The organism is Acinetobacter sp. TR11 (assembly GCF_027105035.1).
Classification (GTDB): domain Bacteria; phylum Pseudomonadota; class Gammaproteobacteria; order Pseudomonadales; family Moraxellaceae; genus Acinetobacter.
This window is the reverse complement of sequence record NZ_CP114256.1, coordinates 2417783-2432678: the sequence shown is the minus strand read 5'-3', so window position 1 is coordinate 2432678 and position 14896 is coordinate 2417783. Positions and strand designations below refer to the sequence as shown.

The 14896-nt window shown below is 36.5% G+C and carries 13 protein-coding genes and 1 tRNA gene; 7 read left to right on the top strand and 7 right to left on the bottom strand.

Annotated elements, in window-relative coordinates; genetic code table 11:
• Window positions 1–294: 294 nt before the first annotated feature.
• Window positions 295–621: a hypothetical protein gene (locus O1450_RS11575; RefSeq protein ID WP_269228532.1), complete on the top strand. Its 327-nt coding sequence runs from the start codon at window positions 295–297 to the stop codon at window positions 619–621.
• Window positions 622–719: 98 nt separating this feature from the next.
• Here O1450_RS11575 and O1450_RS11570 read toward each other — a convergent pair whose 3' ends face one another.
• From O1450_RS11570 to O1450_RS11560, 3 genes are all read right to left on the bottom strand, one after another.
• The gene (locus O1450_RS11570; protein ID WP_269228531.1) at window positions 720–1934 is read right to left on the bottom strand and encodes a tyrosine-type recombinase/integrase; all 1215 of its coding nucleotides are present in this window, start codon (window positions 1932–1934) and stop codon (window positions 720–722) included.
• A 176-nt stretch (window positions 1935–2110) separates the two neighbouring features.
• Window positions 2111–2186 (bottom strand) — tRNA-Arg (locus O1450_RS11565).
• A gap of 70 nt (window positions 2187–2256) precedes the next feature.
• Window positions 2257–3615 (bottom strand): amino acid permease, encoded by a 1359-nt coding sequence (locus tag O1450_RS11560; RefSeq protein ID WP_269228530.1) that lies wholly within the window; start codon window positions 3613–3615, stop codon window positions 2257–2259.
• Between the two features lie 368 nt (window positions 3616–3983).
• On the opposite strand from O1450_RS11560, the gene prpF reads away from it, so the two are divergent.
• The 6 genes from prpF (at window position 3984) to O1450_RS11530 (ending at window position 11409) form a co-directional block, all read left to right on the top strand.
• The gene (prpF, locus tag O1450_RS11555) at window positions 3984–5177 is read left to right on the top strand and encodes a 2-methylaconitate cis-trans isomerase PrpF (protein ID WP_269228529.1); all 1194 of its coding nucleotides are present in this window, start codon (window positions 3984–3986) and stop codon (window positions 5175–5177) included.
• A 400-nt stretch (window positions 5178–5577) separates the two neighbouring features.
• Complete coding sequence (locus tag O1450_RS11550; RefSeq protein WP_269228528.1) at window positions 5578–7086, top strand: hypothetical protein; 1509 nt, start codon at window positions 5578–5580, stop codon at window positions 7084–7086.
• A complete protein-coding gene (locus O1450_RS11545; RefSeq protein WP_269228527.1) occupies window positions 7077–9143 on the top strand; it encodes a hypothetical protein in 2067 nt (688 codons plus the stop codon). The genes O1450_RS11550 and O1450_RS11545 overlap by 10 nt, the downstream gene beginning before the upstream one ends.
• Before the next feature lie 9 nt (window positions 9144–9152).
• A complete protein-coding gene (locus O1450_RS11540) occupies window positions 9153–9830 on the top strand; it encodes a hypothetical protein (protein ID WP_269228526.1) in 678 nt (225 codons plus the stop codon).
• Between the two features lie 254 nt (window positions 9831–10084).
• Complete coding sequence (locus O1450_RS11535; protein ID WP_269228525.1) at window positions 10085–10996, top strand: polyprenyl synthetase family protein; 912 nt, start codon at window positions 10085–10087, stop codon at window positions 10994–10996.
• A 47-nt stretch (window positions 10997–11043) separates the two neighbouring features.
• Complete coding sequence (locus O1450_RS11530) at window positions 11044–11409, top strand: MmcQ/YjbR family DNA-binding protein (RefSeq protein ID WP_269228524.1); 366 nt, start codon at window positions 11044–11046, stop codon at window positions 11407–11409.
• Window positions 11410–11803: 394 nt separating this feature from the next.
• On the opposite strand, the gene O1450_RS11525 is transcribed toward O1450_RS11530, so the two are convergent.
• From O1450_RS11525 to O1450_RS11510, 4 genes are all read right to left on the bottom strand, one after another.
• Window positions 11804–12655 (bottom strand): SPFH domain-containing protein, encoded by an 852-nt coding sequence (locus tag O1450_RS11525; RefSeq protein ID WP_269228523.1) that lies wholly within the window; start codon window positions 12653–12655, stop codon window positions 11804–11806.
• A gap of 18 nt (window positions 12656–12673) precedes the next feature.
• Window positions 12674–13135, bottom strand: a complete 462-nt coding sequence (locus O1450_RS11520) for an NfeD family protein (protein WP_269228522.1) — start codon at window positions 13133–13135, stop codon at window positions 12674–12676.
• Window positions 13136–13289: 154 nt separating this feature from the next.
• Complete coding sequence (locus O1450_RS11515; protein ID WP_269230467.1) at window positions 13290–14207, bottom strand: patatin-like phospholipase family protein; 918 nt, start codon at window positions 14205–14207, stop codon at window positions 13290–13292.
• A 62-nt stretch (window positions 14208–14269) separates the two neighbouring features.
• Window positions 14270–14896, bottom strand: coding sequence for a lysophospholipid acyltransferase family protein (locus tag O1450_RS11510; protein WP_269228521.1), 627 nt, complete (start codon window positions 14894–14896; stop codon window positions 14270–14272).

The following is a 14896-nucleotide window of genomic DNA, read 5'->3' as shown; positions in this document are numbered from 1 at the left end:
TGTCTTATTGAGTTGGTGTGGATAATGTTTGATAAAGTATTAAATAGCTTTAAGGTGAAACTTAATGACCAAAAAATTTTTCTACTGAATGCATATTTTGAGGCAGTTAAAGTAGTAGAAAAATTGGGTCTTAAAAATATTTATATATGGGGGTGATTATGATCTTCAAGGTTCTATATGTATTGGAATTAATTCAATAGATAGATTATCAAAGAGTGATTTAAATAAAATTGATGTTATAGAACTAAAGTATTTAGATTCATATTTCACAGATGAAATATTCTCTACAGGTGATTGGATTTATCAAATAAAAATATAGAGATATATAACTTAACTAAAGAATTAGTTAATATTCTTTATGAAAGTAATCGGGAGATATGGAGTTTTTGGCATTATGTTGATGATAACTTAATGAGTGAAGAAATATTTTATTCTTATGGAGAAAAAATGAAGTATATCTTCCAAGAATTTTGTTTTTCCGTTCGTGAGGAAGCCATCCAAAAAAATGAACTCTGCCGTGAATATATGGATAATCGCTTATTCTTTGTGATTGAACATGATGACTCATTAGAGGAAGCTATTGAAAGAAATTATATAAAAACTGGGCGTATAGTTGTTTAAAATAACCACAACATGCCGTATGCGTCTGTGCTGATGGAACTGCAAAACCAGCAACCTGTTGCCACCTATACCTATGGTGATGACCTAATCAGTTACCATCAGGGCACAGATTTTAGCATTTCACAATAATTCGCCCAAGCCTGCATCATTTCAGTACGCTTGTCTAAGTGCTTGGTGCGATTATAAGCTGTGCCGTGCATATCTCTGACTTTATGAGCTAGTTGTTGCTCAATCCATTCAACAGGGTATTCAAGTACTTCTTCCAAAATAGTCCTAGCTGATGCTCGAAAACCATGTCCGCATGCTTCTTCTGATGTATAGCCTAAGCGACGTAAAGCCTGATTAATTGTATTCTCAGACATTGGACGTTCCCACGAGGTGAGAGCAGGAAAAACATACTCACTATTTGCCTGAGTAATTTCAGCAAGCTCTTTAAGCATTTGAATGACTTGAGGGGATAAAGGAACAATGTGAGATACACCTGTTTTTTTCTTGGTTTTAGGTGGAGTATATTCCCATCGCCCTTTCTCTAAGTCGATATCAGCCCATTTCGCATGACGTAATTCACCTGAGCGAACGAAGACCAAAGGGGCAATACGTAAAGCATATTGAGTGATGATTGAACCATCATAATGATCTAAGTCATTTAGGAGTTTTGCGAATTGATCTGGATTAGTGATCGCAGCCATGTGTTTGGTTTCAGGTACGGTCAAAACACCTCTTAAATCCTGTGTAACATCTCGTTCGCATAGCCCGAGAGAAACAGCATAGCGAAAAATTTGACCACATTTAGTTTTTACTTTCTTTGCGGTTTCATGTTTGCCTTCTTTTTCATAAATACGGCATATCTTTAAAATATCCATTGGCTTTAACTCATGGATAGGTACTTTACCAATATGCTTAAAGATGACATCAAATAATCGTTGCTGTCCTTTAACTGTAGCTTCAGCAAAATTCTGTTTGGTTGCCCATTCTTGAGCTATGATTGAGAAGGTATTCTTATTTGCATTTAATATCTCATTCTCAATTCTGAGTTTGTCGACTTGAGGATCAATATTCTGAGCAAGTAATGTACGAGCGTCATCACGTCGTATTCTCGCTTCTGCTAAGCCAATGATAGGGTAGTTACCAAAGCTTATAGAATTACGTTTCTTTGTATAAGGACGAGCATAGTCAAAACGCCAGAATTTTTCTCCATTCTTGGTGATCATTAAAAATAAACCTTTTCCATCAGATAGCTTTTGAATACTTTCAGGATCTGCTTTGGTCTTTTTTATTTTTGTATCTGTAAGTGGTACAACAACTTTTGGCATTTTTGCGGTATCAGTTTATACGGTAAAATGAGTTTACCGTATACATTACCGTAAAGAAACATGGATTTTGGTAGATCAATAGAGATGAATATTAATCTTTGAACTAAATATTTAATTGATTTTTATTGAATTAATTATTTTAAATATTCTTGTGAATACTAAAGTAGACCACAAAATGGTGCGCTCAGCGGGACTCGAACCCACGTCGGTCGCTTAGGAGGCAACTGCTCTATCCAGTTAAGCTATAAGCGCATAATTTTATGATTATAAACAAAAAAGTGATTGCCTAAGCAACCACTTTTTGATGAATTTGATCAGATATTTAGTCTTTAGCTTTAAGCTTTAAAGCTTTATATAGCACAAACATTAATACAATCCAGATCGGAATCATCAGCACAGATTCTTTGAAACCTTGTTGCCACATGATGTACAGCACGACTGCAATGAAAACTAAGACTAAGTAGTTACTGATTGGTGACCATAACGCAGGGAAACTGGTTTTTAAATTCTTTTGCTTCACCATCGCTTTGAATTTTAAATGAGTTAAGCTGATCATTGCCCAGTTAAGCACTAGAGCACCAACCACCACATACATCAAATGACCTAAGGCATCTTCTGGAACAAAATAGTTCAACAGTACGCAACCAAAAATCAATAAAGCAGATAATAAAACAGCAGGAATCGGGACACCTTGTTTATTTACTTTAGCGAAAACTTTAGGCGCATTTCCTTGTTGTGCTAAACCGAAAAGCATACGGCTATTGGCAAACATACCGCTGTTATATACAGATAAAGCCGCTGTTAAGATAATAAAGTTAAGTAAATGAGCTGCCCAACCAATTCCCATTTGACTAAAAATCATCACAAATGGGCTCTTGTCTAAACCACCTAAATCAAGTTGGTTCCAAGGCACAAGTGATAATAGGATTGTTAAAGAGCCAATATAGAAAACTAAAATACGTACTACAACTTGGTTAATCGCTTTAGGTATTGTTTTCTTTGGCTCATTGGCTTCTGCCGCAGCCATACCAATCAATTCGATTCCGCCAAAGGCAAACATAATAAAGGCAAGCATATAGAACAAACCATCGAAACCATTTGGGAAAAATCCACCATGTGTCCAAAGGTTACTAAATGATGCGGTTGAGTTTGCATCAGCAGTGAAAAGCAAGAATAAACCAAATAAAATCATGGCCACAACAGCTGTGACTTTAATGATAGCTAACCAAAACTCTGATTCACCATAGAATTTAACGTTAGTTAGATTAATTGCCGTAATAATCACAAAGAAAAATAACACTGATTGCCAAGCCGCAATATGAGGCCACCAGTAGTTAATGTATTTTGCAACAGCAGTCAGTTCACTCATCGCAACAAGGATATATAGTACCCAATAATTCCAACCTGATAAGAATCCTGGAAACTTCCCCCAATATTGATAAGCAAAATGACTAAATGAACCCGCGACAGGTTCTTCGACAATCATTTCACCGAGTTGACGCATGATGAGAAATGCAATTAGACCGCCAATTGCATAACCTAAAATAATGGATGGTCCAGCAGACTGGATGACTTGTGCAGAACCTAAAAATAAGCCCGTACCAATAGCTCCACCCATCGCGATGAGCTGAATATGGCGGTTTTTAAGTCCACGCTGAAGTTGAGAGGAATCGTTGTTCAAAGGACTGAGCTCGACGAGGAATAATTCGAATATTCTAATAGATTGCAAAGTTTTAGCCTAGTAAAAGTACAGCTTGGCTATGACTGGAAAGTAGTTTTTAAAAGTTATTTAAAATCCTATATTTGAACGAATAGTAAACTATATGGTGGTGGTATTTTAGACATTTAAATCAGACTTTTGTTTTTTAAACAGCAGTTGTTTATTTTCATGCCATTGTTAAGTTATTCAACTTTACTCAATATACACGATGTGCTTTATCTATTCCGTTTTGCTTTAATCGTATAGTCGTATGGCATTTCAGATGACTCTACGATACTTTAAGCTCACATTCACTTGCACTAAGAACATGATAAAAGGATGAAATTGACATGAGTTCAGTACCACAAATTAAAGTCCCTGCAACCTACATGCGTGGTGGCACGAGTAAAGGTGTCTTTTTCAATCTCAATGATTTACCTGAAGCCGCACAAGTTGCTGGAAAAGCACGTGACTTGCTCTTGCTACGTGTCATAGGAAGTCCAGATCCTTATGGTAAACAAATTGATGGTATGGGCGGTGCAACTTCAAGTACCAGTAAAACAGTGATCTTGGCAAAAAGTGCAGAGCCAGAGCACGATGTTGACTATTTATTTGGACAAGTTTCTATTGATCAAGCTTTCGTAGATTGGAGTGGTAACTGTGGCAACTTGACTGCAGCAGTCGGTTCATTTGCTATTTCTAATGGTTTGGTCGATGCAGATCGTATTCCTGAAAATGGGATTTGTACGGTACGCATCTGGCAAAAGAATATTCAAAAAACCATTATTGCACACGTCCCAGTAACCAATGGTCAGGTTCAAGAAACAGGTGATTTTGAATTAGATGGAGTGACTTTCCCTGCAGCAGAAGTTCAAATTGAATTTTTAGACCCCGCTGATGATGGCGAAGAGGGTGGGGATATGTTCCCTACAGGAAATGTTGTTGATCAATTGGTTGTGCCTGATGTTGGAACATTCCAAGCGACATTTATTAACGCAGGCATTCCAACTATTTTCTTGAATGCTGAAGATATTGGCTATCAAGGAACAGAATTACAAGATCGTATTAATGGGGATGCCGCAGCCTTAGCGCGTTTTGAAAAAATTCGCGCACATGGTGCAGTTCATATGGGTTTGATCAAAGATATTTCAGAAGCAGCAGCACGTCAGCATACGCCTAAAATCGCTTTTGTTTCAGAACCTAAAAGTTATACTTCTTCAAGTGGAAAAACTGTTGAAGTAACAGATGTTGATTTATTGGTACGTGCATTGTCTATGGGTAAGTTACATCACGCCATGATGGGTACAGCAGCCGTGGCGATTGGAACGGCAGCAGCCATTCCGGGTACTTTAGTGAATTTAGCAGCAGGGGGTGGCGAACGTGAAGCAGTTCGTTTTGGTCATCCATCTGGCACTTTGCGTGTCGGTGCTCAAGCCGAGTTAATTGATGGGAAGTGGGCTGTGAAGAAAGCAATCATGAGCCGTAGTGCACGTGTTTTGATGGAAGGTTGGGTTCGTGTACCGGGTGATACCTTTAGCTCATGATTCTAGATAGTTAATCTTCTAAAAATTCTAACATATTTCGGCTTAAAGACGTTTTTGGTCTAATTATTTATTCCTAGAAAGTCTTTAAGCACTATGTGATACATTATATCTCATAAATATTTTGTTATTTTAGCGATAGGTTGCAAAATGATGTAACTATAAAAATAGTTTAAATATCCCTATTTCATTTTTATTCATAGTTCTCCTTATAGATTTTTATTTTTTTAGATGAATTTATCTATGATTGGTGTTTTGAAAATAATAAATTTAGATTTTTTGGTTTTTTGAGAAAATTTATATAAGAAAGTATTATTTAATATTAAATTTTTCTTTATATTTTTTTATTTATAGATTATTTTATGCAGTGTTAATTTTCCACATAAAAAGTAAAAGGTATTATATGAAAAAATGGTTGTGGGCTTTAGGTTTTGGGGTGGTTATATCAAGTATTGCTCATGCCGAAGTTGTTAGTGTAATTGGTGTAGGTAAATCTCCTATTATTAAAAAAGATCAAAATTTGACTCGAAATACAGCATCTGATTTAGCAAAAGCTGATGCGGTATCTGCTTTGATTATTAAAATTAATGGAATGCAATCATTGTCAGAAGCAAAACTGTTATTACCACAAATTATAAATCAAGTGAATCCAGCCTATTTTTCAAATTTGGGCAGTCAACCCGATAATGAAAATAACTTAGTGACTCGTGTGAGTCTAGAAATTGATGATAAGGAGTTCCGTACCATCTTAAATGATTATGGTTTAGCAAGGAAAAATAGCCGAACCAGTCCAATTATGATTGTGATGGATGAATATTTTGGTGTTCCTCGTGATAATAGTAAACCCGTAAAAGAATTCACCTCATATTTTAATGATCAAAGTTATAGTAATGATGAAAAAGCGGCGTATGCAAGTCGTGAAAAAGCTAGTGCTTCTTCCAGAGAAAGCGCATCTTCTCAAGGGCGCTCTAGTAGTGGCTATGTAGGTGGCTATGACAACTGGTATGGTTCTGGAGCTTATGCAGCAGGGAGTAGAGCAAGTCATAATAATAAATCAAGTTCTTCAGCATCTGCGAGTTACAGTGCGTCACAAGATGCAAGTTATTCTCAAAAAGAAAGACAAAATAATATTCAAAGCTTTGTGAAATATGTTGAATACCAAACTCCTAGTGTTGTTCCAGAAAAAGTCAATCAAACCTTAAATAGTATTGCTCAAAATGCGGCTAAATATGATCTACGTTTAATGGATTCAGATTTATTTAGAAGTAAATACTTAAAGGGGCGTAGTATGACGATTCAACAATTATTAAGTGATGCTGAATTGGCTAAATTTGCTGCTGCTGCTCGTGAAGCAAAAGCAGACTGGTTTATGGCAGGTTCAAGTAATATTTTTGATCGTGGTCGTTCATCAGCAACAGGGCAATATGTATGTGATGGTGCAGTGACATTTAAAGTCTATTCTGTAGATGATGCGACATTAATGGGTGGGGAAACACGGACTGAATCAGCATCAGGAGCGACGGCTGAGGCTTGCCGTACCAATGTTGCGGCTAAATTAGGAGAGTTAGCAGTTAGTAATGTCGGGCCACAAATTTTAAACTATGCCAAGAACCGTTCTATGTACGGTAAAGAAATCACGATTTTTGTAAAAAGCATCACCAATAATGTATCTACACGTTTAGGAGACGATTTATATGAAGCCCTTGATCAGATTACTGGTACAGAAAATATCAATATTCGAAGTCAGGATGGAAAGTTAGTTGAAATCACGATGGGTTATAAAAGTGATAAGCCTCTTACTGTGGAGTTAAATAAAGCACTTCGACAAGTAAATCAAACATTGGCGTCTGCTGAAAGAATACAACAGGGTAATACCATTACTTTATGTATTGGTGGTTCACAATGCAAATAAAGACTAAATTATTCAGTTTAGGGTTATTGAGTCTCATCAGTATAAATAGTTATGCGAACTTACAGATTTATCCATCAAAGGGATTATTTGGTTTAAATGATGCTCATCATAAATGTAAGAGCCTTTTAAGCTCTCCATCAGAAATGATTGAGTCTTCACTATCTTGTAATTTTGAAAAGGCAGTTACACCTGAGTTAAGAGCCCAGTTACAAACAAATTTTGAAAAAGCTCTTCAACAGGCTTTTCCAAATCAGGTTGTGACACAAATTGAGCAGAATACCAAAAATCGTACTTATGTTGCATCTTTGGATGTGGTACGTGCAAGTGAATATTCTGTACAAAAACAATCGACAACTGAAATATTCTTGCCTTTAACAGTGTCATTTAAGCTGACTAATATTTTAACAGGTGAAGTTATTTTTAGTGAAAGTAAAACACTTGTTCAGCCTATTAAAGTTGTAAGTAGTGATGTGGGTCAAACTGCGACTGATCAAAAAATTATTGCACAATACCAAGCCAATTTACTCATCTTGGTACAACAACTTGTAGAAAGTACAAAGAGTAAATTAAAGCTTTCAGAAATTAAAGCAACCATTATAGATCGCTGGAAATCTTATCTTATTTTGGATAAGGGATTTGATCAGGGCATTAGTAAGAATGATGAATTGAGCTCAAGTGAAGGTGATCTTATTCGAGTGGTTCATGCGGATAGAGATTATGCAGTTGCTATTCCTATCATGTTAAGTGGTCATGCTAAAGAATTTAGTAAAATAACTTCTAATGTTAGACAGTCTATCCGTAAACCTAAAGCACTTGTTATGGATGTTATTCGCTTTGGAGACGAGCCAAAAGAATTGGTTGAACAAATTTTTTCTGATGCAACTGGAGATAATGCTGCATTTACGCTAGTACCTGTTAATCGTCGTTATAGTGCGCTTGCTCAGTCGATTAGTGAAGAAACTAAATTAGCACAGGCTGAGGATATTAATCGCCGAGAGTTACCAGAATTTTTTATTCGTTTATATGTCACACCTGTGATAGGTTATGAACAAAAAGTTGGACAACTGACTCAGCAGCAATTTGTGTATAGTGATGTCATGGCGGAAATGATTGATAGTTCTGGTCGAGTTATTCATGTTGCACGTGCAAATGATGAGATCAAGGATGTTATTTCAGATGGTATGGGATTTTCACTTGAAAATCAGAAAGAAGTTGCATTAAAAAATGCATTAATTAAATTGGCAGAGACGTTTAAAAAAGATTTAAAATTTACTCGTACTGATTTAAAAGTAAGCAAATCAAATAATCAAATCATTACTATTCAAGATCAAGGTAAACAATTGAGTATAGGGTTAAAAATTAATATTTATAACTCACAAACGATTTCTGCTAGACAGGTCTTGATTCCGATTTGGGAAGCAACTGTTATTTCTCGAGATGGTAATGAAGTCACGGCACAGCTTGATGCACCTATTGGTAAAAGTGATCAGATTCCTGTTAAGTCGGGAGATGTTATTCAGGTAGATACTCAACAAAATGCGATAGACTCAAATCTATCACGTTCAATATGTACATTTTTACCCACAGAACAAAGTGGTGACATTCAATTTAAACCTTTTACGATGATGACATATTATGGATTTGCTAAATATTCCAAATACCCTTTTTATGCCGCAGGTGTACAGTCAGAAAAAGGTCGATCACTGAAAGATAATATTCAATATATGACTGAGAATGCAGGATTTAAAAAACAGTTAAATCTTAAATTGTTTGAACCAAAAACTTGTATGCAACCAGTATTTAAAGTCAATGTAGAACCTAGCTCTCTTATATGTGATGCAAATGATAAAAATTGTCGTGTAACTTTAGATGTCACGACAGGTGTACGTTTTTTTAATGAGAGCCAACAAAAAATTGGAACTCAGGGTGTTAAACAAGAAATTAATTTAAAAGGCTTTTCGATGCAAAATAATAAGGAAACTTATCTTTTGCAATTATTAAATGATTTACCTCCATTACTTCAACAAACTGTTCAAAAAGCAGATTCAACTCAATAAGGAAATCTTATGAAAAAACTTATAATTGCAACAATTATAGTGGGTACAATTTCAAATGCACATGCAGGTTTTGGAGATTTTGCGTCTAAGATGACCCAAAATGTAATTGGTACATCAGCATCTAGCAATGTTAATGTTACCGATTTTTTAACACAAGCTAGTGCGACTAACTTACTTTTTCAAGAAAGCCGAGCAGCTTTAGCTGCTACGATTTCAACAAGTAAAATGAGTGGTGAGATTCAGGCTAAATTAAAAGCACTTAAATCTACAACTAATTTACAAGAAAAAGAGGCTATTCTAGCTTCTTTGGTAAAACCAACTGATGAAGTAATGGCTGCAAGTAAAAAAGATGAAGCTGAAACAATTGAAAAAATTAAAAATTTAAGTGCAGAAAAGAAAAAATATTTACTTGCTGCTGCACAAAATTTTGGTATTGCAACATTAATGGCCAAAGATTTGGCTGGTGGGGCTTCACAGATTTCTACAGCGATTATTTCAAATCCACAATCTTTAACATCAAGTGGATTTACAGTAAGTGGGGCTAAAAACTTAGTAGGTGATGTGACAGGAATCGCTAAGAACTCATCAATGGCATTGGTTGAATTACCACAACTTTTTAAAAAGGCCGGCGTTGAATTCACACCTCCTACTAGTTCGAAAAGTAAACCGCAAGATATTGAGCTCTGAACTAAGTAATTGATAAATTAATTTAAAATTTTTACTAATATTTAAAACACCAATAACAGTTGTTACTGGTGGGATAAGCATTAGTTTTTAATAAAGCCGAGCCAATTTATTGGTTCGGTTATTATAAGTAAGCTAAACAATAAAAATTGATAAATTACAAAATCATTAAAAACGGCTGAATTACCTGTCATAACTAAATAGTGTTATGATGCAAGAGTTAAACCTATTTTATCAGATCATTTCCCGAGGCAATCGTGTCATCTATTTCTCAAGTTAATGCGGATGTTTTACAACAAGCCCAACAACGTATTCAACAAGATTTATTGACAGCATTGGCTGCATTTTCCATTCCAGAACCTTTAAAGTCAGCGGTTCATCATGCGGTGATGTTGGGGGGGAAACGTGTCCGTCCAGCGTTATGCTACGCAGCAGCTTCGTTACAGTCGAACCACAATTTTGCGGCGGCACGTCGTGCTGCTGTTGCGGTTGAGTTAATTCACTGTTATTCGTTGGCGCATGATGATTTGCCATGTATGGACAATGATTTGCTTCGCCGTGGTCAGCCAACATGTCATGTCGCATTTGGTGAGAATACAGCATTATTGGCAGGCGATATTTTGCAGTCAATGGCATTTGAGATTTTGGGAAGCCGTTTGTTTGATGAACAGGGACAGGGCACAGATGCAGCAGTTGTCTTGAAACAAATGCAGATTTTAGCGACAGCCAGTTCGAGAATGGTAAGTGGTCAGGTCTTGGATTTGCAGGCTGAAGGCAAACAAGTTGATCAAACTGAATTAGAAAATATTCACCGTAATAAAACGGGTGCGTTGATTCAAGCCGCGATTATGATGGGTGCTGTGACCATCTTTAATGGGACAGATCAAGCAATTCCTAAATTGCGTCAATTTGGGCAAACCATTGGTTTAGCTTTTCAAGTACAAGATGACATTCTTGATGTTACCGCGAGCACTGAAATTTTAGGTAAAACTGCGGGTAAAGATGAGCAAGTACAAAAATCTACTTATCCCGCCTTGATGGGTTTGCAACAGGCTCAAGCTTATGCCCAAAATTTACATGATCAAGCCTTTGAAGCATTGGCATATTTTGGCGATGATGCCAAAGAATTAGTTGAGATTTCACAATTCTTGTTAGCACGTCAAAGTTAATCTAAGCTAGGACTGTATACCCATAAAAATGAAATAGGATACGGTTTATGAATGAAGATCAACTAGAACAATTGGCACTGGAGTATGGACAAAAACTTGCTTTTTCGATCCAGTCACAACCTTTTGGCCCAGATTGTGAAGTATTTAAAATTTTTGACAAGATGTTTATGTTGATTGGTTCTTACTCAGGAAAATTGATCATCACTGTAAAATGTAAGCCTGAAAAAAGTCTAGAATATCAAGAACTCTATGCCTCAATTTCAGCGGGTTATCATATGAATAAAAAGCATTGGATTTCGATTGCCAGTAATTCAGATATCACAGCTGATTTAGTTCAGGATCTCATTCAAGATTCTTATGATTTGATCGTAAAACAGCGACCAGTCAAAGATCGAAAATTGATTAATCAATAATTTTTTTGAAATCATGAGTTTAAGTACAGTTATACTCAACTCTTTATTCGCTCTTTTGATTTCTTTTTAAAATTGATAACCCAAAAAATAAATTGGAAGATAAATAAGGTACATAAAACTTTGATCGCAATTGGATCGAAAAAATAATTTAATAGCCAACTGATTATTAAAAATATAATTTGGAAAAAGGGAATAGCTGGGAAAATAGTAACAAATGCATTTGGTTTGTCACCATTTTTCATATGACAAGTATTACGAGACTGTATTTCTGAGGATAAAATTTGCCCACAATAAATGAAACTTAGGATTAAACCTATAATATAAATCATGAGCTTAAAATTTTTATGTGATCAAATGTGCTACTACAAACAGTAACACATTTGAGTTATTAAAATTAATGTTTCCCCATAATTCCACGGATAGCATTAAGTACATCCGATGGGAGTACCACAGTTTTTGCATTGCTTGATTTAGATAGATCCTGCATTGCTTTCACATATTGCTCACCCAATAAATAAGCAACAGGAATTTCTTTATCACCTACAGCAGTGGTGATCATTTCAATCGCACGTTGTGAAGATTCAGCAAGGACTACCTGAGCTTCTGCATCACGACGGGAAGCTTCTAAACGACCATCCGCCTCTAAAATTGCAGCTTGTTTTTCACCATCCGCTTTCGTCACTGTTGCACGGCGTTGACGTTCAGCCGCTGCTTGTGCTTCCATCGCAGCTTGCATGGTGTGAGATGGTTGAATATCTTGAATTTCAACTGTTTTAAGGGTGATGCCCCAATCTGAAATATCATCAGAAATGGCAGCTTTTAATTTTGCCTTAATGTGGTCACGAGATGATAAAGCATCATCTAAATCCATTTCGCCGACGATCGAACGTAATGAAGTTTGCACTAGGTTTTGAATCGCCCATGTATAATTTTCAATTCCATACACGGCTTTTTCTGGAGTTGTTAGATTGATATAAGCGACTGCATTCATTACTAAAACAGCATTGTCTCGAGTAATCACTTCTTGTGATGGAATATCTAACACAATATCTTTCGTTGTAATTTTATACGCCACTTCATCGATATAAGGAATAACAAAGTTCAGACCTGGGTTTAGGGTGGTATGGTATTTACCTAGACGTTGCACAATCCATTTATACCCTTGAGGGACAATACGTACCCCTTTAAAAATAGTTGTGCCAATAAAAGCTAAAAGTGCTAAGACAACAATAGTACCGACAGGCATTGGAAACCCTCTTTATGTTTATGAGTTGCTATGTGGTTGAACGACTAAATCATTACCTAAAATATCAATTACTCGGACACGATCACCAACTTGTATTGGAGCTGTAGAACGGCAATTCCATTCATCAGAACCTAAAATAGGCATGGGAAAACGTACAACGATTTGTCCATGATCAAGTCCAGTTTTAATCACCATACCCACTTGACCTATTGTTGATTCACGCGCTAGACCTGCTTTAGTTTTATCAATTGAAAGTGGTTTGATAAACTTGAACCAAAGAATCGTACATAAAATGGATAAAATTCCCCATGTGACCACTTGGGTGGTAAAGCCCATCATTGGGAAAAGCCATAATAAAATGCAGACCATAATTGCGGCTACGCCAAACCATAACGCAGCAAAAGCGGTCAAAATCAACTCTGAAAGGATCAGCAAAATTCCTAATACAAACCAGTGCCAAGGTTCAACTACAAATTCCATAGATTTGCTCGCATCATTAAACTGAGTTAGGTGAAAAAACATTCACTTTGGCACTTTAGCAGATCATTATGTTTATGAATATACAAAGATTGTTTTTTTAGATATTGGGGCTGATGATTATTATAAAATTGCAGCAACCCCCTGAAGGTAATGATTAGAATTTAGCTTTTGGTGCAGGTTTGAATGCAGCAGGAGATTTCTTAAACGTTGCAATTGCATTTTGGATTGATGTGATTTTCGCTTGGGCCGATTTTTCACCTTCTAAAATTGCTTGATTACTCGATTTCAGATCAAGTACACCCAAATGACCGACTTTCGGTTGAATTACAACACTTGCTTGGCTCAATTCTTCATTAATACTTTGTTGCCCCATAATATTAATGGTCTGATCCAATAAACCCCACATGCTTAATGGTTTATCACCTGTTGGACGCGCAGATATATCGACTGCAATCACAATATCAGCACCCATATCTTTGGCAGTTTTGACAGGAATTGGACTGACTAAACCACCATCTATATATTTCGTATTCCCAATCACCGCAGGGACAAAGACATTGGGAATACTACAAGAGGCCCGTACGGCTTGACCTGCATTTCCTTTAATAAACTCAGCTTTTTTACCATTGTCTAAACGAGTGGCGACCGCAGCAAAGCGAATTGGAAATTTTTCAATGGGTTTGTTACCAACTTGAGTATTGACATAGTTTTGCAGTTTTTGACCCAAAATAATGCCTTGACTATTGATGGTAAGATCACGCAAATCAGATTCTTGAAGTTTTAATGCGAGATTTTGCATTTGATAAGGGGTTTGCCCACTTGCATAAATACTTCCAACAAAGCTACCCGCACTTGTTCCAGTGACAATCTTAGCTTTAATGCCATGAGATTCTAAAACTTTAATGACACCAATATGCGCAAAGCCTTTTGCACCACCTCCACCTAAAGCCAAAGCGATAACAGGTTCACGAGCTTTAATCGAAGTTGTAGGGGGAGCATTTTTTACAGTTTGATCACAACCAAATAAAGCTAAGCTGAATAAAGCCAAGCAAGACAGTCGAGCAATTTTCATATGAAGTGGAGATAAAATAGACAAAAAGATGGGCACATCAGAGCAGATTTACCCCCAATTTTCTAGTCCTTTTTCACAAGTTTTTGTAATGGTTCTGCTAGCCAAGCAGGATTCTTTGGAGAAAAATGACCAACATAACGCTGCATAATCTGTTCAAGGTCATTTTGATAGTGACCTGTTGGTGTAAATGCTCCTAAGCTGTAAATGGTTTTGCGATCGTAGTCGAAAGCAAACATCACAATGGGTATTCCTGCTGCATGAGCTATATGATAAAAACCACTTTTTATTTTTTCAGCTTTTTTTCGCGTTCCCTCGGGCGCCATACCAACCCAAATTTTGTCATATTTGTGAATAGTCGCGACCACTTGTTCAGTGAGACCATTGGTACTATCACGATGAACAGGAATGAGTCCTACCCAATCTAGAAGCGGCTTAAACGGTGGTTTAAATAAAGTATCTTTTCCCAAAACTGTAATTTTTAAACCGAGCCCGCCAATCGCTAAGAAACCATACCAACCATCAATATTTGAAGTGTGTGGAGAAATGATAGCAACTGCTTTGGGTAAGTTTGGAATTTCTCCAACCACAGTCCAACCTTGTCCTAAAAACAGTTTTCTACACAAAGTACGACTGAAAACCGTTCCACGTTGCGGAACTAACGGAGGTAAGTCAGGAAAATATTGTGGCAT